This window comes from Flavobacterium sp., from assembly GCF_043779715.1.
Classification (GTDB): Bacteria; Bacteroidota; Bacteroidia; order Flavobacteriales; family Flavobacteriaceae; genus Flavobacterium.
In genome coordinates this window covers 1-18,199 of sequence record NZ_JAYWDT010000240.1, presented here as the reverse complement: position 1 = coordinate 18,199, position 18,199 = coordinate 1, and the positions used below count along the sequence as shown (strand labels likewise).

The 18,199-nt window shown below is 33.1% G+C and carries 19 protein-coding genes; all 19 read left to right on the top strand.

What is annotated here, in order from left to right; translation table 11 throughout:
- Positions 1–3: 3 nt before the first annotated feature.
- The 19 genes from ACH2BG_RS11530 to ACH2BG_RS11440 all read left to right on the top strand — a co-directional run bounded on the left by ACH2BG_RS11530 (position 4) and on the right by ACH2BG_RS11440 (position 16,945).
- Entirely contained in the window at positions 4–1,242 is a 1,239-nt protein-coding gene (locus tag ACH2BG_RS11530) for an MFS transporter (RefSeq protein ID WP_395047841.1), read from the top strand.
- 9 nt (positions 1,243–1,251) lie between these two features.
- Positions 1,252–2,424, top strand: a complete 1,173-nt coding sequence (locus ACH2BG_RS11525) for an efflux RND transporter periplasmic adaptor subunit (RefSeq protein ID WP_395047840.1) — start codon at positions 1,252–1,254, stop codon at positions 2,422–2,424.
- Positions 2,425–2,472: 48 nt separating this feature from the next.
- Entirely contained in the window at positions 2,473–3,174 is a 702-nt protein-coding gene (locus ACH2BG_RS11520; RefSeq protein WP_395047839.1) for a VIT family protein, read from the top strand.
- A gap of 29 nt (positions 3,175–3,203) precedes the next feature.
- Positions 3,204–3,659: a hypothetical protein gene (locus ACH2BG_RS11515; protein WP_395047838.1), complete on the top strand. Its 456-nt coding sequence runs from the start codon at positions 3,204–3,206 to the stop codon at positions 3,657–3,659.
- A 92-nt stretch (positions 3,660–3,751) separates the two neighbouring features.
- A complete protein-coding gene (locus ACH2BG_RS11510) occupies positions 3,752–4,438 on the top strand; it encodes a HupE/UreJ family protein (protein WP_395047837.1) in 687 nt (228 codons plus the stop codon).
- Positions 4,439–4,448: 10 nt separating this feature from the next.
- Complete coding sequence (locus ACH2BG_RS11505; RefSeq protein ID WP_395047836.1) at positions 4,449–5,078, top strand: hypothetical protein; 630 nt, start codon at positions 4,449–4,451, stop codon at positions 5,076–5,078.
- 3 nt (positions 5,079–5,081) lie between these two features.
- Complete coding sequence (locus tag ACH2BG_RS11500) at positions 5,082–5,411, top strand: heavy metal-binding domain-containing protein (protein ID WP_395047835.1); 330 nt, start codon at positions 5,082–5,084, stop codon at positions 5,409–5,411.
- A 33-nt stretch (positions 5,412–5,444) separates the two neighbouring features.
- On the top strand, positions 5,445–5,801 hold the full coding sequence (locus ACH2BG_RS11495) for a hypothetical protein (RefSeq protein ID WP_395047834.1): 357 nt from the start codon (positions 5,445–5,447) through the stop codon (positions 5,799–5,801).
- A gap of 5 nt (positions 5,802–5,806) precedes the next feature.
- Positions 5,807–6,433: a class I SAM-dependent methyltransferase gene (locus ACH2BG_RS11490; RefSeq protein WP_395047833.1), complete on the top strand. Its 627-nt coding sequence runs from the start codon at positions 5,807–5,809 to the stop codon at positions 6,431–6,433.
- Between the two features lie 63 nt (positions 6,434–6,496).
- Positions 6,497–7,459 (top strand): metal-dependent hydrolase, encoded by a 963-nt coding sequence (locus ACH2BG_RS11485; RefSeq protein WP_395047832.1) that lies wholly within the window; start codon positions 6,497–6,499, stop codon positions 7,457–7,459.
- A 128-nt stretch (positions 7,460–7,587) separates the two neighbouring features.
- A complete protein-coding gene (locus ACH2BG_RS11480; protein ID WP_395047831.1) occupies positions 7,588–7,965 on the top strand; it encodes a hypothetical protein in 378 nt (125 codons plus the stop codon).
- Positions 7,966–8,149: 184 nt separating this feature from the next.
- Entirely contained in the window at positions 8,150–9,022 is an 873-nt protein-coding gene (locus ACH2BG_RS11475; RefSeq protein WP_395047830.1) for a DUF3347 domain-containing protein, read from the top strand.
- A 5-nt stretch (positions 9,023–9,027) separates the two neighbouring features.
- On the top strand, positions 9,028–9,495 hold the full coding sequence (locus ACH2BG_RS11470; protein WP_395047829.1) for a TlpA family protein disulfide reductase: 468 nt from the start codon (positions 9,028–9,030) through the stop codon (positions 9,493–9,495).
- A 4-nt stretch (positions 9,496–9,499) separates the two neighbouring features.
- Complete coding sequence (locus tag ACH2BG_RS11465) at positions 9,500–9,988, top strand: heavy-metal-associated domain-containing protein (protein ID WP_395047828.1); 489 nt, start codon at positions 9,500–9,502, stop codon at positions 9,986–9,988.
- Positions 9,988–10,797 (top strand): hypothetical protein, encoded by an 810-nt coding sequence (locus ACH2BG_RS11460; protein ID WP_395047827.1) that lies wholly within the window; start codon positions 9,988–9,990, stop codon positions 10,795–10,797. The genes ACH2BG_RS11465 and ACH2BG_RS11460 overlap by 1 nt, the downstream gene beginning before the upstream one ends.
- Positions 10,798–10,936: 139 nt before the next feature.
- On the top strand, positions 10,937–11,173 hold the full coding sequence (locus ACH2BG_RS11455; protein WP_395047826.1) for a heavy metal-binding domain-containing protein: 237 nt from the start codon (positions 10,937–10,939) through the stop codon (positions 11,171–11,173).
- Positions 11,174–11,249: 76 nt separating this feature from the next.
- The gene (locus ACH2BG_RS11450; RefSeq protein ID WP_395047825.1) at positions 11,250–11,810 is read left to right on the top strand and encodes a helix-turn-helix domain-containing protein; all 561 of its coding nucleotides are present in this window, start codon (positions 11,250–11,252) and stop codon (positions 11,808–11,810) included.
- A gap of 76 nt (positions 11,811–11,886) precedes the next feature.
- On the top strand, positions 11,887–14,424 hold the full coding sequence (locus tag ACH2BG_RS11445; RefSeq protein WP_395047824.1) for a heavy metal translocating P-type ATPase: 2,538 nt from the start codon (positions 11,887–11,889) through the stop codon (positions 14,422–14,424).
- A 10-nt stretch (positions 14,425–14,434) separates the two neighbouring features.
- Entirely contained in the window at positions 14,435–16,945 is a 2,511-nt protein-coding gene (locus ACH2BG_RS11440; RefSeq protein ID WP_395047823.1) for a multicopper oxidase domain-containing protein, read from the top strand.
- Positions 16,946–18,199: the final 1,254 nt, after the last annotated feature.

Here is an 18,199-nt window from a genome sequence, read left to right as displayed (position 1 = left end):
GAAATGAATTCAAAAATTTATCAAATATTCATAGAACCATTCAAAGCTTTGCAAAATAAAACCTTTGCAAAACTTTATTTAGCACAAACCATCAGTCTTTTGGGCGATGCGTTTTCGTGGGTTGGTCTAGCATTATTAGCCTATCAAATTGACAAAGAAAATTCGCCTGTAATTCTTGCAACGGCATTAACGTTGCGAGTTACAGCATTCATAGTTTTTTCACCATTTGCTGGTATATTAGCCGACAAAGTAGAACGAAAAAAAATTCTATATGTTACTCATTTTATCCGAATGGGTATTATTTGCTGTCTTCCATTTATCACATCAGAATGGCAAATTTATGTATTGGTATTTTTCTTAAATGTATTCAATGCGTTTTTCACGCCAACCTATCGTGCTATAATTCCACAGGTTGTTGAAGGAAAATATTATCGTGAAGCCATTGGATTATCAACGGCAACATTTCAATTATTAGGAGTTCTAGGTCCAGCATTAGCAGGAATAATTGCAGTTTGGTTGGGTGCAAGAGAAATATTTTTTTTAGATGGAATATCGTTTGTTTTGGCAGGAATTTTAATTCTGTCTATTCCAAGTAAAGAACTTCAAAAAGGTGTAACTGATGAAGCCAAACAATCTCAAAGTACTTGGAGCGATGTTATAAAAGGTATTCGATTACTATTTGGAAACAACACTTTACGTTTTGCTTTGGCAATCGAATTTGTTTCTGCAATTGCAGGTGCGATGATATTGGTTAATACCATTAGCCATATCAAAAATAGTTTATTGCTTGATGATAAATATTACGGCTGGGCAATGGCGATTTTCGGTATTGGAGCAGCAATAGCGGCTTTCCTTTTAGGAAGTTTAGACAGATCAAAAACTAGAAGTACTTCATTAATAAGTGGTGCTTTTTTATTAGGTATTTCAATTTGTATGGTTAACTATGTTGGTTATCCTGTATTATTAGTTTTGTGGCTGTTTGCAGGATTAGGTCAGAGTCTTGCCGAAATGCCCTCAGAAACATTAATAGCCGAAACAATTGCATCTGAAAATCAAGGAAAAGTTTATGGTTCACACTTCGCTTTTTCGCATTTGTGGTGGGCGATAGCTTATCCAATTGCAGGATATTTAGGTTCACAATTTCCAAAATCAGAATTTTTATATGGTGGTATTCTTACAATAATATTAGGAATTATTGCCATCATCATTTTCAAACCATCATTTAATTTTCAAAATAAATAAACAAATAATATGAAATCGAAGATTCACGAACACCAAAACCCAAATATTAAAGCTGTGAGTAAAAATATAGTATTCACAATTACAGCCGTTTTATTACTTACCTCTTGCGGAAACAAAAAATCCGAGGAACAAGCTACCGAAACACCAACTATCGAAAATAGAACAACGCTTACCGATGCACAAATAAAAAATGCAGGGATTGAAACAGGAAAGATAGAGCAAAAAGAAATTTCGGCAACCTTAAAATTAAACGGGAAAATAGATGTACCACCACAAAATTTAGTTTCTATAAGTGTTCCAATGGGTGGATATTTAAAAAGCACTAAATTGTTAGAGGGAATGTTTGTAACAAAAGGACAAGTTTTGTGCATTGTAGAAGACCAACAATACATTCAATTACAAGAAGATTACCTTTTGGCCAAAGCAAAAATAGGATACGCCAAAGCCGAATTTGAACGCCAAAAAGAACTCAACCAAAGTAAAGCTAGCAGCGACAAAGTGTATCAACAAGCTCAAGCCGAATACAATTCACTTTCAGTAATGGTGCAATCGTATGGCGAGAAACTCAAATTCGCAGGAATAAATCCCAATAATGTATCGGCAAAAAGCATTTCAAAAAGTATCAATGTATATTCGCCTATTAGTGGTTATATAACTAAAGTCAATGTAAACACCGGAAAATATGTAAATCCGAGTGATATTTTATTTGAAATCGTAAATCCTTCCGACATTCACTTAGCATTGACCGTTTTTGAAAAAGATATTAATAAATTAGCAATTGGTCAATCGCTTTTGGCTTATACCAATACCAATCCTGAAAAAAAATATCCTTGTAAAATCATTTTGATTGGTAAAGATTTTTCAGAAGACAGAAGTACGGTAATACACTGTCATTTTAACAACTATGACAAAGCACTTTTGCCAGGAATGTATATGAATTCCGAAATTGAAGTAAAAAGCCAAAAATCAAATGTATTGCCATCAGACGCAATAGTAAGTTATGAAAACAAAGATTATGTATTTATTGCAAAAGCAGACAAACAATTTGAAATGACAGAAGTCACCGTGGGAAATTCTGAAAATGAATTTACAGAAATTCTTTCAAACAATATGAATGAAACAAGCATCGTTATTAAAGGGGCTTACGCACTTTTGATGAAAATAAAGAATACTGAAGAGTAATTAATTTAAATAATAATTAGCACTAAAGAAATCTTTAAAATTAAAAAAATGATAACAATCGATAATTATTTAGATAATCATTACATACACCGCAGTAATTGGTTAAGAGCTGCGGTTTTGGGTGCAAACGATGGAATAATTTCAGTTTCGAGTCTTGCTATCGGTATAGCTGCTGCTAGTACAACCAGAGAACCAATTGTTTTGGCAACTGTTGCAGGATTGGTTGCAGGAGCATTATCTATGGCGGCAGGAGAATATGTATCAGTAAGTTCACAAACCGACACAGAAAAAGCAGACATTAAAAGAGAGATACAAGAACTCAAAGAAATGCCAGAAAATGAATTAAATATTTTGGCACAAATTTATGAGAGAAGAGGTTTAAAGAAAGAAACTGCAATGAAAGTAGCAATAGAACTGTCTGAGAAAGATGCATTAGCGGCACATATTAGGGACGAATTGGGTATAAACGAGATTAATCAAGCAAATCCTATCCAAGCTGCAATAGCATCAGGAACAGCATTTACGGCAGGAGGTCTATTGCCACTTATAGTAATACTTTTTGCACCTGTTATCGGAATTGAATATTGGCTGTATAACTTCACTATAATTTCGCTAATTACTTTAGGAATTGTTGCAGCAAAAACAGGTGGTTCAAGTATAAAAAAAGCAATTTTGCGTATTACTGTTTGGGGAACAATAGCAATGTTACTATCTGCTTTAGTAGGCTATATCTTTGGAGTGAAAATATAATTAAAATTTAAAATTTAAAATTAAGAATTATGAACGATGCACATTTTCATTTAGTGGTAAATCATTTACCTATTATTTTTCCTTTGATTGGAATTATTGTTTTGATAACAGGATTAATTTTTAAATCTGATGCAGTCAAGCGAACTGCATTTATGATTTTTATTTTAGGATCCTTATCTGCAATAATTGCTATGTCAACTGGCGAAGATGCCGAAGTATTTCTAGAAACGATTAATGATATTTCTGAAAAGTTTATCAAAAATCATGAAGAAACCGCAGAAACATTTGCGTTAATGTCATATTTACTCGGTGGACTTTCTCTAGTAGGACTTTGGTCAAATTTTAAGCAAAAATCATTTTCAAATACTATTTCAATTACGGTTATGGTCTTTGCAATTGTGGTTTTATACTTTGCTCAAAAGACTGGGACATCGGGAGGAGAAATCAGACATACGGAAATTAGAAATGAAAATTTAAATAAATAATAACCAACTAAAACTCAACATAATATTTTATCATATTCCTAATTCAAAAACGCATCTTTAAAATTCAACCAGAACATGAAAACTTAATCAAAATGAAAAGTAAAATTTTAATTTTTTCACTGCTATTTATTGCTCTATTCCTCTGTGGCAATGCTTTTGCTCATGGAGTTGATGGCGACACCAAAGCTTTTTTAGTAGACAATAAAGGTGCGGCTTTCATGCCTTTTTTATACATTGGAGCTAAACACATGATTACAGGTTATGATCATTTGTTATTTTTAGTTGGAGTTATTTTCTTTCTCTATAAACCCAAAGAAGTGCTTTTGTATGTGAGTTTTTTTACAATCGGACACAGTATAACGTTGCTCTTGGGCGTATTGTTGAACTTACAGGTAAATGCCTATTTAATAGATGCCATTATTGCACTATCCATTGTTTATAAAGGGTTTGACAATTTAGGTGGTTTTCAAAAAGTGTTTCACTTTCAACCCAATACTAAAATAGCAGTTTTGGTTTTCGGACTATTTCACGGTCTGGGTTTAGCCACCAAATTGCAGGAATTTAATTTTGGGAAAGAAAGTCTTTTCGGCAATCTTATTGGGTTTAATATTGGTGTCGAAATCGGTCAGTTTGTAGCATTGCTATTTGTTTTAATTTTGATAAGTGTTTGGCGAAAATACAATTCGTTTACACGCTTTTCAGTCATTACAAATACACTTCTTATGACAGCTGGTTTTGTACTTATAATTTTTCAACTTAGTGGCTATTTTAATTCTTAACATAAAAAAAATGACAACTAATAATTCACAACCCAATCTTACGTCTTCACAAATTATAAAGGCGACTGTAATTGCCTTACTAACTGCTTCAATATTGGCAATTGTTGCGGTTTTGCCCGCAGAATACGGCAAAGATTACACTGGTTTGGGTAAAGTTCTGGGATTTTCAAAACTACACCAGAGCGAAGATAAATCAAAAGAAACCGAGATTGTAACGCCTAGTTTTAAAGAATTAACGCTTAACAACGTAGGTTCAGCTCCAGAAGTTCCAATGCCAATAGAAGGCAAAAATTCAGCTCCATCAAAACAGTATGTAGCAAGAAAAGACAGTATTACCATTACTATCCCGGCAGGAAAAGGTTTAGAGTATAAAATTGCTGTTTTAAAATACGGTCAGGTAAAATATGCATGGAAAACAAATAAGGGAATTCTATTTGTAGATATGCACGGAGATGTAAAAACTGCCGACACAAAATCGGGCTATTTCGAAAGTTATACGGTGGCAAATTCCAATAACATGGCAGGTTCCTTTATTGCACCGTATGAAGGAAAACACGGTTGGTATTTTAAAAACAAATACAGTACCGACATACAGGTAACATTAAATTTAACAGGTGAATATCAATTAATAAATAAATAATCAATGAAAAAAGTAATTCTAATGATGGCATTTGCCATCGCAACAGTAACAGTAGTTTCGTGTGATAAAAAAGCGAAGACGGAAACAACAACAGAACACGAAGGACACAATCACAATGCAGATGATACAAAACAATTAGCTTACGTATGCTCGATGGATTGTGAAAAAGGAAAAATCTATGATAAGGCAGGAAAATGCCCAGTTTGCAAAATGGATTTAGTAGAGCAAAAACACGCTGAAAGTGATGGACACGACTATTCTGAAACTAAAGAATTAACTCCAGAAGAAAAGGAACACGGTCATTCACATGGTGAAGATGCACATAGTCATTAACTAAACCTTTTTAAACTAGTAAAATTAAATCAAATGAAAAATTCAATAGTAAAATCAATCTTTTTTCTAGCCGTATTATTTTTTGCAAGTAATAGTGTTTCGGCTCAAAAATCTAACCAAAAATCTGTTATCAAAACAACTTTACACTGTGACCATTGTAAAGAGTGTGAAACTTGTGGTTTAAAATTTAAAACCGAAATGCTCAAAATTAAAGGAGTAAAAATGTATGAACTAGACGATAAGAAAATGACGTTTACCGTTTATTACAACGCAAAGAAAACAACCTTGCAGACTATTAAAGAAGGTATTTCAAAATTAGGATACGATGCCGATGAAGTAAAAGCAACAAGCGAAGGAATAGCTTCTTTAGATGGTTGTTGTAAAATTTAAATCAAATGGAAAATCAAAAATCACATTGGGAAAATGTATTTGCAACCAAAAGCCCGAATGAAGTTAGTTGGACACAAAAATATCCCAAAACTTCAATGGAGTATATCGAAAACTTGAAACTATCAAAAACCGCCAATATTATTGATGTTGGCGGTGGCGATAGCAATTTAGTAGATGTACTGTTAGAAAAAGGATATGAGAATATTTGGGTTTTAGACATATCTGAATTTGCTTTAGAAAGAGTCAAAAAACGTTTAGGAAATAAAGCAGATAAAGTACATTGGGTTGTTTCAGATATTACTGAGTTTGATCCCGATGTAACATTCGATTTTTGGCACGATAGAGCCGTTTTTCATTTCTTAACAAATCAAGAAAGCATCAATAAATATGTTGATACTATTGGAAACGCAATCAATCAAAATGGTCATTTTCTATTGGGTACGTTCTCAGAAAACGGACCTTTAAAATGTAGCGGATTGGAAATAAAACAATATTCTGAAAATGAAATGAAAAATACATTTAGCGAAAATTTTGTGGCAATACAATGTTTTACTGAAAACCATACAACTCCATTCAATACAACTCAAAACTTTCAATTTTGTGAGTTTAGAAAGAATAACAGTCAACAGTAACTAAGTAATTCGGACAAGTGAGACAAAACAATAATTGTAGATCTAAAACATATAATACAAACGATGGACTCAATCACACACGGATTATTAGGAGCTTCAGTCTCTCAACTAGTTTTAGGAAAAAAAAGCACTAAAAAAACAATTTTGTTTGGAGCGTTAATTGCTAACCTACCTGATATTGATGTCGTTTTTTTACCTTTTTTCAATGAATTTCAAAAGATTGGAGTTCATAGGGGATTCACACATTCCATTTTATTTTGTACATTAAGTAGTGTTTTGTTAGCAGTAATTTTTAGGCGTCAATCGTGGGCAAAAGAAATACCATTTTTAAGACTACTCACTTTTACGCTACTTTCTTTAATGTCACATTTAATGTTAGATATTTTCACACCTTATGGAACACAATTATTTTTGCCTTTCAACAACACACGAGTAGCACTAAACAATATAACAATAGTTGATTTGGTTTATTCAATACCACTTCTAATAGGTGTTCTATCCATACTTAATATCTTTAAAACAAAAACTTACAGAAATCTAATTTTTAAGTTATGTTTTGCATTTTCAACTAGTTACTTATTGTTTACTTTAATTCATAAACAAAGTATAAATAAACAATTTGAAAGCGCCTTTGCCAAAAAAGGTATAAAACCTATCGCTATAATGACAGTTCCTGTAACAAACGGAAACGGAAAATGGTATGGTTTAGGAAAAACAGATACATTCATTTATATGGGAGAACTAAATAGTTACAAAGCAAACGATACAATTAACTTTCAAAAATTTAGAATTAATGACAATTTATTAAACAAAATTGATGCTGAATTGGCTAACAAAATGCGATGGTTTGCAAAGAATTTTTATGTAGTTAATGAATATAAAGGTAAAATTTTATTTTACAATTTGCAATGTGATATGCAGGGCATAAAAAAATATCCTAATTATATTGCACCAACAGCATTTTATTTTGAGTTTGATGAAAAATCAATAAATCCAAAAGAATTTAAAACAGATTTTCATCGATAAAACGCATACAGTTTAAATGAAGATAAAGTTATAGAAGAATAAACTGACTAGTGAAAAACACATATTTAACAACAATTTTAACATAAGGCAATAAATTTTAATTAGTTTTGTACTGTTTTAATATATAAATGAAAAAATACCACATCATACTTGTAGTTTTATTAGGCATGTTAATTATGCCTAACATTGCTATGGCTTGTGGTAAAGGATCAGAAAAGAGTTCTTGTAAAAAAGAAGTTTCCTCTACTAAAAAGGAAAAAAAGAGTTGTTGTGATAACGACAATTCAAAAGATAACGACAACAAAGATTGCAAAGGCAATTGCGGTCACTCAAAATGTGGATGTTCTTCAACATGTCCTTCTTCTTCAGTAAGCTTTTTATCTGAAATTATTTTTAAAAATTATATGTTCAGCTATTCTTCAATCGAGAAAGTTAAATTTTTATACACAATACCATCTATCTCAGATGGTTTTTATTCCATTTGGCTAATTCCTAAAATAAGCTAAATCCAAATTTTGACAGCCATAAGTGTGTCAAATTCATAGCGTTTTGCTATTCAATTTAACAGTTTAATATTATTTTTAATACCATTATTGGTATCGAAATTAAATTCTTTCTCAACTGTTTTTTATTCAAATTTATTTTATCAATCAATCAAGGTAAACCACTTTGATTACAATTTTATGTATAATGAAAAATTCATTTATGAAAATAATGATGGCAATTTGTCTATTGCTATCAACTACAAGTAATGCGCAAATAAAAAATGCCAAAACCGAAAGTGTAAAAATTTACGGTAACTGTGGCATGTGCGAAACCAAAATCGAAAAAGCCGGAAATCTTAAAAAAGTCGCCAATGTCGATTGGAATAAAGATACTCAAATGGCAACACTAACCTATGATGCTAAAAAGACCAATCAAGACGAAATTCTAAAAAGAATTGCACTAGTTGGTTACGATAGTGATAAATTTCTCGCTCCAGATGATGTATACAGCAATCTTCACGGATGTTGTCAATATGAGCGTACAGCTAAAGTAGCTGTAAAAGAAGTACCAAAAGCTGTTACAGAAACCAACAATCACGACAATCATGCTAATCATTCAGATATGCCACAAATGACTTCTCAAAAAGAAAATCAATTAAAATTAGTTTTTGATAGTTACTTTTTGATAAAAGATGCGTTGATTGCTTCTAATGGAGATAACACAGCCTTAGCTTCAAAAGAACTAGTAACAGCTATCAATAATGTAAAAATGGACAAACTCGATATGGACGTTCACATGGTATGGATGAAAGTTCTAAATACGATAAAAGAAGATGCGGAACACATTGCCGATACAAAAGATGTGAAACACCAACGCGATCATTTTACAACGTTATCCAAAGATATTTACACATTGATGAAAGTTTCTAAATATGAAACTCCAGTGTACTATCAATATTGTCCTATGTTTAACGATGGTAAAGGTGCCAATTGGTTAAGTAAAGAAAATGCAGTCAAAAATCCATACTACGGCTCAATGATGTTAAGTTGTGGTAAAACTGTTGAAACTATCAAATAAATAAGATGAAGAAAATCGTAATAGTGTTTTTTTTAATCGCTACAGTCACAAACTCCAAAGCTCAAATTAAAATCGACGATGCTATACCATCAATTACATTAAAAAATACTACAAATAATGTAGTTGATATCACATCGTTTAAAGGTAAATATGTACTTGTCGATTTTTGGGCTTCGTGGTGTGCACCGTGCAGATTGGGAAATAAAAAGTTAATACAACTTCACAACGAAGCGAGTTCAAATACCATCGAAATTATTGGAATATCAATTGATACCGATAGGAATAAATGGTTAAAAGCGATAGAAAAAGATAAAATCAAATTTACACAACTAATAGACCCAAAAGGTTTTGATGCCAACACAGCTATCCAATTTGGGGTTGATGAATTACCATCCAAATACCTCTTTAATCCTGAAGGCATTCTAATAGCAAAAAATCCGTCCGAGGAAGAAATATTGAAATTAATAAAATAATAAAATGAAAAAAGTATATATAATGATAGCATCAATGGTTTTGATGTTCTCAATAAAAAGTAATGCACAAATCGTAAAAGCCGAAATTAGAGCAACAGGTTTAACATGTTCAATGTGCTCTAACGCCATTAACAAGCAACTGAAAAGCATGTCAGAAGTGGCTAATGTAGAAACCGATTTAAACACCAATACATTTACTGTAACACTAAAAGAAGATAATATTTTAACTCCAAAAGTGTTTAAAGAAAAAGTAGAGAAAGCAGGTTTCTTTATCGGTTCATTGGTGCTAACAACCAAAGCTGAAACCATAAAACAAGAGGGTTATATTCTACTTAATAAAACATCTAATACAAATTCAGAGGTCCAAATTCAAATTTTAGACAAAGGTTATGTTACAGAAAAAGAATATAAGAAATTATCAAAATCGCTCAAGAATTTGGTAACCTATAGTTTAAACAACGAAGATGATTTTCATTTTAAATATGTTAACTAATGAGAAAGGTTTGCATTTTGTTATTCGTGTTTGCATTTCAAAAAAATTATAGTCAGGAATTATTTGTAGTTACCGATCCTGCCAGTAATGTTCCAGCAAATACATTAAGTGTTCGGCTCTCACAATCCTTGTTTAAAGAAGAATTTGTATCGGGTTATAATTATCATTTAATGCCAGAGCTTACGTATGGATTGAATAAAGATTTAATGTTTAGGGCTTCGGCTTTTGTGAGTAATCGTAGTAACCAATTGGTAACTGAAGGCGGAAGTTTCTACACCAAGTACCGTTTTTATTCAACCGATGATTTAAACAGTCATTTTCGTTTGGCAGCATTCGGAAGATACAGCTTCAATAATGCCGATATCCATCAGGAACAAATTGAAATTATGGGACATAATACTGGTTTTGAAACAGGATTTGTGGCAACTAAATTGATAAAAAAACTAGCTATAAGTTCATCCGTTAGCTTTGAAAAAGCATTCGACAACAAACCCAATTATCCTTTTCCAGATGATTTGGGAGATAATGCGACGAACTACACTTTGTCTTTTGGTAAATTGATGTACCCAAAAAAGTACACCAGCTTCAAGCAAACCAATATCAATTTGATGGTTGAATTTGTCGGGCAAACAATAAACGAAGACGGTAAGTCCTATCTTGATATAGTTCCTGCAATTCAGTTTATTATTAATAGTCAGGCACGAATAGATATAGCATACCGACAAGAGTTGGTAAGTTCAATGTTAAGAACTGCTCCAAATGGTTTTTATTTTAATCTCGAATACAACTTTTTTAATGCATTCAAATAATTAGTATGAATTATGCAATTTAAATAGTACAGATTGTAACGTACTAAAAAACAATATTTTGTATAATTATAATGCAGAAATTAATCTGCAATTTAAATCAAATAAAAAAATGAAAAAAGTAATCTTTTCAGCTGTAATAATGGCTTTCGTATTGGTTTCTTGTAACCAAAAAAACAAAGAGGAAAACACGGTGACAACAGTAGAAACTGACACCGTAATGCACACAGATTCCACCACGATGGATCATTCTAAAATGGAGAATCACGAAAAAATGTATGCATGTTCAATGCATCCTGAAGTACAAGGTAAGCTAAATGACAAATGCTCAAAATGTGGTATGGATTTGACTGAGCCTGTTCCAGAGAAAGAGGAATAAAAATAAATAAATTTTAAATTAACCTTGTTATAGTGCTAGCAGGGTTAGTTTGCATTTTTTAATTAAATCGATATATATGAAACTTTACATCAAGAATATGGTATGCAGTCGCTGTAAATTAGTAGTCAAGTCTGTGTTTGAAAGTGAAGGAATTAATCCTATTTACGTGGAATTAGGCGAAGTTGAATTACACAATGAAATTAACGAAAATCAAAAAAGTGAACTAGTAAAAAAACTTCGTGCCGTTGGCTTTGATTTAATCGATGACAGAAAAAGTAAAACCATCGATAAGATTAAAACATTGATTATTGATTTGGTTCAGAACAAGAGCAATGATTTGAAAATTAATTTATCCAACTACCTTTCACAAGAACTGCATCAAGACTATAATACCCTGAGCAATTTATTCTCCGAAGTCGAAAATACTACTATCGAAAAGTATTTCATCAATCAGAAAATTGAAAAAGTAAAAGAGTTAATTATGTATGATGAACTCTCATTAAGTGAAATTGCTTATTCTTTAAATTACAGTACGGTTTCACATTTGAGCAATCAATTCAAAAAAGTAACTGGCTTTTCGCCAACCTACTTCAAGAATATAAAAACCATTAAAAGAAAGCAAATAGAAGATTTATAAATTTTGCATATCAAACCCAAAATTATGCAAATGCAAAAATCGGTTATGATAGAAATTTGTATTAAAATTATAAAAGATGATACATACTTACAACATTACCGGAATGACTTGCGATGGTTGTCGCGCTAAAGTCGAAAAAACGTTGAATACTATTGAAGGTATTGAAGCAAAAGTTTCATTAAATCCACCATTAGCAACAATAACTATGGAAAAGCACATTCCAACAGAAAAGCTACAGGAAGCTTTGACAGCAGTGGGAAAATACACCATAGAAATGAGCAACGGTAAAACCAAGGAGCATAGTACAACGAATGAAACTTCGGAAAAATCATGTTGCTCCATGCATTCCAACGATCATAAAAAAGAAACTGTTATTCCAACCAATACCCAAGGGAAGTATTATTGCCCAATGCATTGCGAAGGCGAAAAAGTGTACGACAAGGCAGGCGATTGTCCTGTGTGTGGAATGGATTTAGTTAAAGCACCAGAGTTAATGGTGAGTAAAACGTTATATACGTGTCCAATGCATCCCGAAGTAATTCAAGAAGGTTCTGGTTCATGTCCTATTTGCGGAATGGATTTAGTTCCAATGGAACCAAGCGAAAGCGAAGACCAGAAAACGTATAAAAATTTGGTTAAAAAAATGAAAATTGCGGTCGTATTTACCGTTCCCATTTTTACAATTGCAATGATAGAAATGGCACACAATAATCCTTTACTAAAACTAATGGATGCTTCAAAATGGAATTGGGTACAATTAATTCTTTCACTACCTGTTGTTTTTTATGCTTGTTGGATATTTTTTGTACGGGCCTGGAAGTCAATAATTACATGGAATTTGAATATGTTCACTCTTATCGGAATTGGTACAGGAGTGGCGTTTCTCTTTAGCTTGGTCGGAATGTTTTTTCCGGATATTTTTCCAAGTGAATTCAAGACGGAACACGGCACAGTACTATTATACTTCGAAGCGACAACAGTTATCCTGACTTTAGTTTTATTGGGACAATTGTTAGAAGCCAGGGCACACAGTCAAACTAGCGGTGCTATAAAAGAATTATTAAAACTAGCACCTACAGAAGCGACTTTGGTAATTGGCGGAAGCGATAAAGTAATCTCAATCCACGACATCAAAAAAGGTGACTTACTACGAGTAAAACCCGGAGATAAAATTCCTGTAGATGGAAAAATAACCGATGGCGAAAGTAGTATTGATGAAGCCATGATTACAGGCGAGCCGATACCAGTTGACAAAAAGAAAGACGATAGTGTAATTGCCGGAACAATAAATGGAAACAAATCATTTGTGATGATAGCTGAAAAAGTAGGTTCTGAAACATTGCTTTCTCAAATTGTTCAAATGGTAAATGATGCTTCTCGTTCGAGAGCGCCAATTCAAAAATTAGCCGATAGTATCGCAAAATACTTTGTGCCAATTGTTGTGATTATTTCGATAATTACCTTTTTCATTTGGGCAAAGTTTGGCCCCGAACCGGCTTTAGTCTATGGTTTTATAAATGCTATCGCAGTACTAATCATAGCGTGCCCTTGTGCTTTGGGCTTGGCAACGCCTATGTCAGTAATGGTAGGCGTTGGTAAAGGGGCACAATCCGGGGTTTTAATAAAAAATGCCGAAGCTTTAGAGAATATGAACAAGGTCAATGTGTTAATTACTGATAAAACAGGGACCATTACCGAAGGAAGACCATCTGTAGAGAAAGTTTATTCATCCAATAACAACGAGGATGATTTATTACAAAGCATTGCTTCTATAAACCAATACAGTGAACATCCATTAGCACAAGCAGTAGTAAATTATGCCAAAACAAAATCTATTGCTCTAATAGAAGTAAAAGATTTTGAAGCCATTACAGGAAAAGGGGTTACAGGAACTGTGACCAATAAAAAAGTAACATTAGGGAATAAAAAGCTAATGGAACAAGTCAAAGCAACAGTTTCTGACGATTTAGAAAACAAGATTATTGCCGAACAAAAACTAGGAAAAACAGTTTCCTATATAGCAGTAGATGGCATTGCAGTAGGATTTGTATCAATTACTGATGCAATTAAAACATCGAGTGCAGCAGCTATAAAAGAACTAATGCGTCAAGGTGTAGAAGTAATTATGCTAACCGGTGATAATGTCAATACAGCCAAAGCAGTTGCAGATGAATTGGGTTTATCATCATATAAAGCAGGATGCCTACCCGAAGACAAATTAAATGAAATTAAACGTTTACAATCCGAAGGAAAAATTGTAGCGATGGCAGGCGATGGTATAAATGATGCGCCTGCGTTAGCACAAGCCGATATTGGAATAGCAATGGGAACTGGAACAGATGTAGCCATAGAAAGTGCAAAAATCACTTTAGTAAAAGGAGATTTACAAGGCATCGTAAAAGCTAAGAATTTAAGCCATGCTGTGATGAGAAACATCAAGCAAAATCTGTTTTTTGCCTTTTTCTATAATGTATTGGGTGTGCCAATCGCAGCTGGAGTATTATATCCTTTTTTCGGAATTTTATTATCACCGATGATTGCAGCTTTAGCAATGTCTTTTAGCTCAGTATCAGTTATTGTAAATGCGTTACGATTGCGAAATTTAAAACTTTAAATAAAATATAATGAAAAAAATAGTTCTTATAATAATCATCTTTTCAATCGGATTTTTTGCAAATTCACAAGTAAAAAAAGAAATACAACAAACTTTTTATACCTGTGTCATGCATCCGGAAATTCATTCACCAAAACCTGGAAAATGTCCAAAATGTGGGATGGGATTAGTGAAAGAAAAAGCTAAACCGATTAAAAAAGCGGTTGTAAAAAAACCAGTTGCTACAAAAAAAGTGATTTCTGAAACAAAAAAAGAAGTTTCAGAACCAATAAAAGAAACTCCAAAAATTGTTGAAGTTCCAAAAGAGAAACCTATATCTGAAATCAAAAATGTAGTTAAAACAATAGCTAAAACGGTTCGATATGATTTATACGTTCGAGATACTTTAGTAACTATTGGTAATAAACCTACTAGAGCAATTGCAGTAAACGGTCAAATTCCAATGCCTACGCTAACATTTACGGAAGGCGATACAGCCGAAATCTATGTTCATAACGAATTAAAGGAAAGCACATCATTACATTGGCACGGATTATTTCTACCCAATAAGGAAGATGGTGTACCTTATCTAACGCAGATGCCAATAGAGCCAGGAACAACGCACAAATATACGTTTCCAATTATACAACACGGAACCCATTGGTACCATAGTCATTCGGGGTTACAGGAGCAAATCGGAATGTACGGTTCAATGATTTTAAATAAAAAACTCGAAGACGAAACCTTCAGGAAAGGTATTGACGACTTGCCAACAGTTCCGGTAATTTTAAGCGAATGGACCGATGTAAATCCTAATAATGTACATAGAATGTTACACAACGCTACCGATTGGTTTGCCATTCAAAAAGGAACTACCCAAAGTTATGCAGAAGCCATACAACAAGGTCACTTTAAAACTAAAATAGCGAACGAATGGAAACGAATGAATGCTATGGATGTTAGCGATGTGTACTATGATAAGTTCCTAATCAATGGTAAAAGTAACAGTCTGTTATCCCAATTCAAAGGTGGCGATAAAGTGCGTTTACGTATTTCAAATGGTGGTGCATCAACCTATTTTTGGTTAACCTATGCAGGTGGCAAAATTACAGTTGTAGCCAATGATGGTAACGATGTTGAGCCTGTAGAAGTAGATCGATTATTAATTGCCGTTTCTGAAACCTATGATGTGATTGTTACTATTCCTTCTGATAATACAGCGTTTGAATTCCTTGTAACACCAGAAGACAGAACTAAATCGGCATCACTTTATATTGGCGATGGAGTCAAGCAATTAATATCACCATTACCAAAATTAAAATATTTTGATGGAATGAAAATGATGAACGGAATGATGAAAATGAATGGTGATTTAGACGACATGGGAATGCAGATGTCTTACAATCAAATGGACATGAACGTAGTAATGTACCCAGAAATTACAGGAAAAGCAACATCAAAAAAAGCTGACAAAATGGAAAATATGAAAATGTCTGAACAAGATTACAACAGTAACGAACTTTCAGATATTACGACTTTAAATTATGCCATGCTAAAGTCGCCTACAAAAACAACTCTGCCAAATGATGCACCAGTTAAGGAATTACGTTTTGAATTATCAGGAAATATGAACCGCTATGTTTGGAGCTTGGACAATAAAGTAGTTTCTGAAACAGATAAAATTTTGATTAAAAAAGGTGAAAATGTTAGAATTACATTGTACAACGGATCAATGATGCGACATCCAATGCACCTACACGGACATGATTTTCGTATTTTAAATGGTCAAGGAGACTACGCACCATTAAAAAACATCATCGACATCATGCCAATGGAAATTGATGTTATCGAATTCAATGCAAATGTAGAAGGCGATTGGTTCTTTCACTGCCATATTTTGTACCACATGATGGCAGGAATGGGACGTGTTTTTACCTATGAAAACCAAGAACCAAATCCGTTAATTCTGAATCCAAAATTAGCACAACGAAAACTATTTGGAGAGGATCGTAAATTTCACTTCATGGCAGAAAATGATTTTGCTACTAACGGAAATGATGGTATGGCAATGTTCAGTAACACACGCTGGAGTATTGGTGCTGAATGGAGATTGGGCTACAATGATCATCACGGTTATGAAACAGAAACACATATTGGTCGATATATTGGCAAAATGCAATGGTTAATGCCGTTCATTGGCTTTGATTGGAGGTACAGAGAAATGGAAGATGGGAAAACAGAAGAAAATTTTTTCAATCAGTCCAATACCAAAGATAATCGTTCCGTTTTTAGTGCAGGTCTTGAATATACATTACCCATGCTTATCAAAGCACAAGCAGAGGTGTTCACCGATGGTAATTTCAGATTTCAATTAGAACGAATGGATATTCCTGTTTCGAAAAGAGTTCGTATGGATTTGATGTGGAATACCGATAAAGAATACATGGCAGGATTGCGCTACATCATCAAAAGAAATTTAAGTGCTAGAACTCATTATGATAGTGATATGGGATTTGGCGTAGGTGTAAATTTAAATTATTAAGATTAGCACATAAAATTTCAAGATCATTATCTCATTCAACTGCACAAAAACCGCCTTTAGTCCAAGTATTCCTAAAGTCGGTTCTTTGTTTCATTTCACTAATTACTTTTCCAATAATGAAACCACTTTCTTCCTTTAGTGGAAAAAAAGACGCTTTACATTACGGTTGCCACTCCTTTCCCAACGCTCCTAAAAAAATTACTGGCACAGTTTTTAGAAAAAACACGTATGCTTAGCAACTTGCGCCAGTAATTTTTTTCCCCAAGCTGTGTTACATAATTGAGTATTATAATTCATCACAAAGCGAGTTTAGTGTTTATTGGTTTTTGCAATGAAGTTATAATATCATTTATGTAAAACAGCCGCTTCACCCAACGCGCTTGCCAGTGGCTCCAGGACAACATTTTTTGTAGCTAGTGCGATGGGTTGTCATCCTGAGCTTGCCGAAGGAAAGCTACAAAAAAAACCGTCCTTCGCCACTGTCTTTAACAACGTTCACTATTCCATCTGAAACATTACGGTTATAATTGCCTTTATGAACGTTTTAGGTAACTGTTTTTAGCAACTTTACGCTTAAATCGGTAGTGCTTACATTGCTTTTGTAAGTAATAAAATGGCTTTAAATTTCAGTTGATTTGCCTATGGTAAAAGCCATTTTATTACCCACAAAACCAAAAGAGCCAGCAAGAGTATCTTTTTTATTTGCCAGAAACAACTAGGTAAATTGCTTTTCCATCAGCTCGATGCCTAGCGGTTTCATAAGATTATTCACTTTATCATTCAGAGTAATCTTTCAATTGGAAGAATTGGCATCAAGCCGATAGTAAAATCAATCAGAAACATCACGGTAAGCAAATAAAAAAAATACACTTGCTTTGAGCTGCTGCCAACGCACTAGGTAAGTGTTTTCATTGTTTTTTTGAAGATGCTTCCCATTTTCATAAGATAATTTTCTGCTATCTTAAAACTGCTACTGTCAACTGACTTATAGGCATCCTCAAAAAAACAAATAGATTAAGAAAGAGTATAAATTTCCAAAACAGAAAAATAATTGGAATGCCATTTTATTTATTTTTTCTGTTTTGAAAATTTATACCCTTTCCGAAGAAAACCATCTATCTCATCAACATTTTAAAATTCTGACTTCAACAGAAATTTCTCGATTTAGAAGAAAATAAAAAAATAATAAATAAAAGAAAGTAAAGTTAAGTTCCGGTTTCAAGAAAAACAAGTTCAAGCCCTGCGGGTTTTAGA

What these genes read in the sequence shown, in the direction of transcription:
- ACH2BG_RS11505 (WP_395047836.1), top strand. Translation starts at nt 4,449, where the DNA reads ATGACAACTAATAATTCACAACCCAATCTTACGTCTTCACAAATTATA.
- ACH2BG_RS11510 (WP_395047837.1), top strand. Translation starts at nt 3,752, where the DNA reads ATGAAAAGTAAAATTTTAATTTTTTCACTGCTATTTATTGCTCTATTC.
- ACH2BG_RS11445 (WP_395047824.1), top strand. Translation starts at nt 11,887, where the DNA reads ATGATACATACTTACAACATTACCGGAATGACTTGCGATGGTTGTCGC.
- ACH2BG_RS11500 (WP_395047835.1), top strand. Translation starts at nt 5,082, where the DNA reads ATGAAAAAAGTAATTCTAATGATGGCATTTGCCATCGCAACAGTAACA.
- ACH2BG_RS11480 (WP_395047831.1), top strand. Translation starts at nt 7,588, where the DNA reads ATGAAAAAATACCACATCATACTTGTAGTTTTATTAGGCATGTTAATT.
- ACH2BG_RS11495 (WP_395047834.1), top strand. Translation starts at nt 5,445, where the DNA reads ATGAAAAATTCAATAGTAAAATCAATCTTTTTTCTAGCCGTATTATTT.
- ACH2BG_RS11460 (WP_395047827.1), top strand. Translation starts at nt 9,988, where the DNA reads ATGAGAAAGGTTTGCATTTTGTTATTCGTGTTTGCATTTCAAAAAAAT.
- ACH2BG_RS11525 (WP_395047840.1), top strand. Translation starts at nt 1,252, where the DNA reads ATGAAATCGAAGATTCACGAACACCAAAACCCAAATATTAAAGCTGTG.
- ACH2BG_RS11485 (WP_395047832.1), top strand. Translation starts at nt 6,497, where the DNA reads ATGGACTCAATCACACACGGATTATTAGGAGCTTCAGTCTCTCAACTA.
- ACH2BG_RS11490 (WP_395047833.1), top strand. Translation starts at nt 5,807, where the DNA reads ATGGAAAATCAAAAATCACATTGGGAAAATGTATTTGCAACCAAAAGC.
- ACH2BG_RS11450 (WP_395047825.1), top strand. Translation starts at nt 11,250, where the DNA reads ATGAAACTTTACATCAAGAATATGGTATGCAGTCGCTGTAAATTAGTA.
- ACH2BG_RS11530 (WP_395047841.1), top strand. Translation starts at nt 4, where the DNA reads ATGAATTCAAAAATTTATCAAATATTCATAGAACCATTCAAAGCTTTG.
- ACH2BG_RS11520 (WP_395047839.1), top strand. Translation starts at nt 2,473, where the DNA reads ATGATAACAATCGATAATTATTTAGATAATCATTACATACACCGCAGT.
- ACH2BG_RS11515 (WP_395047838.1), top strand. Translation starts at nt 3,204, where the DNA reads ATGAACGATGCACATTTTCATTTAGTGGTAAATCATTTACCTATTATT.
- ACH2BG_RS11455 (WP_395047826.1), top strand. Translation starts at nt 10,937, where the DNA reads ATGGCTTTCGTATTGGTTTCTTGTAACCAAAAAAACAAAGAGGAAAAC.
- ACH2BG_RS11470 (WP_395047829.1), top strand. Translation starts at nt 9,028, where the DNA reads ATGAAGAAAATCGTAATAGTGTTTTTTTTAATCGCTACAGTCACAAAC.
- ACH2BG_RS11475 (WP_395047830.1), top strand. Translation starts at nt 8,150, where the DNA reads ATGAAAAATTCATTTATGAAAATAATGATGGCAATTTGTCTATTGCTA.
- ACH2BG_RS11465 (WP_395047828.1), top strand. Translation starts at nt 9,500, where the DNA reads ATGAAAAAAGTATATATAATGATAGCATCAATGGTTTTGATGTTCTCA.
- ACH2BG_RS11440 (WP_395047823.1), top strand. Translation starts at nt 14,435, where the DNA reads ATGAAAAAAATAGTTCTTATAATAATCATCTTTTCAATCGGATTTTTT.